We start from the raw sequence: 499 nt of genomic DNA on the forward strand, positions 1-499 counted from the left end.
GGAGATGTCCGGCGGGCAAAAACAACGGATCGCGGCGGCAAGGGCTATGGTGCCGGAACCGTCGCTGGTACTTGCGGACGAGCCGACGGGAGCGCTCGATTCCAAAGCGGCGCGCACGATGCTGGAAAGCTTTGCGGGCATGAACAAAAGATTGCGTGCGACCATCCTGATGGTGACGCACGACGCATTTGCCGCAAGCTATTGCAGCCGTATTCTTTTTTTGCGCGACGGGAAGATTTTTACGGAGCTATTGCGGGGAGGGCAGACACGAAGACAGTTTTTTGACAAAATTATCGATGTGGTATCCCTCCTCGGCGGCGACGTAGCGGACGCGGTTTAGGAATGTTTTTCATCCCGGATGATCTCCCACAGGTCTTCTGCGAGGTTTGTATAAATGCCCTTTCCGGTTTTAGCGGTTTTGGCCTGGAACAGCCAGCGGGACGTTTTCTCAAGCTCGCCGGTGCGATACAGCATACCGGCGATTTGCAGGGATACAACC

The 499-nt window shown here is 55.5% G+C and carries 1 protein-coding gene; it reads left to right on the forward strand.

Features of this window, described 5'->3' with window-relative positions:
* Positions 1 to 340: ATP-binding cassette domain-containing protein (locus CHK_RS13535; protein ID WP_046444612.1), on the forward strand; the 340-nt coding region annotated here is incomplete at its 5' end.
* Between the last annotated feature and the right edge of the window lie 159 nt (positions 341 to 499).

Origin of the sequence: Christensenella hongkongensis, assembly GCF_000981035.1 — a bacterium.
Classification (GTDB): domain Bacteria; phylum Bacillota; class Clostridia; order Christensenellales; family Christensenellaceae; genus Christensenella; species Christensenella hongkongensis.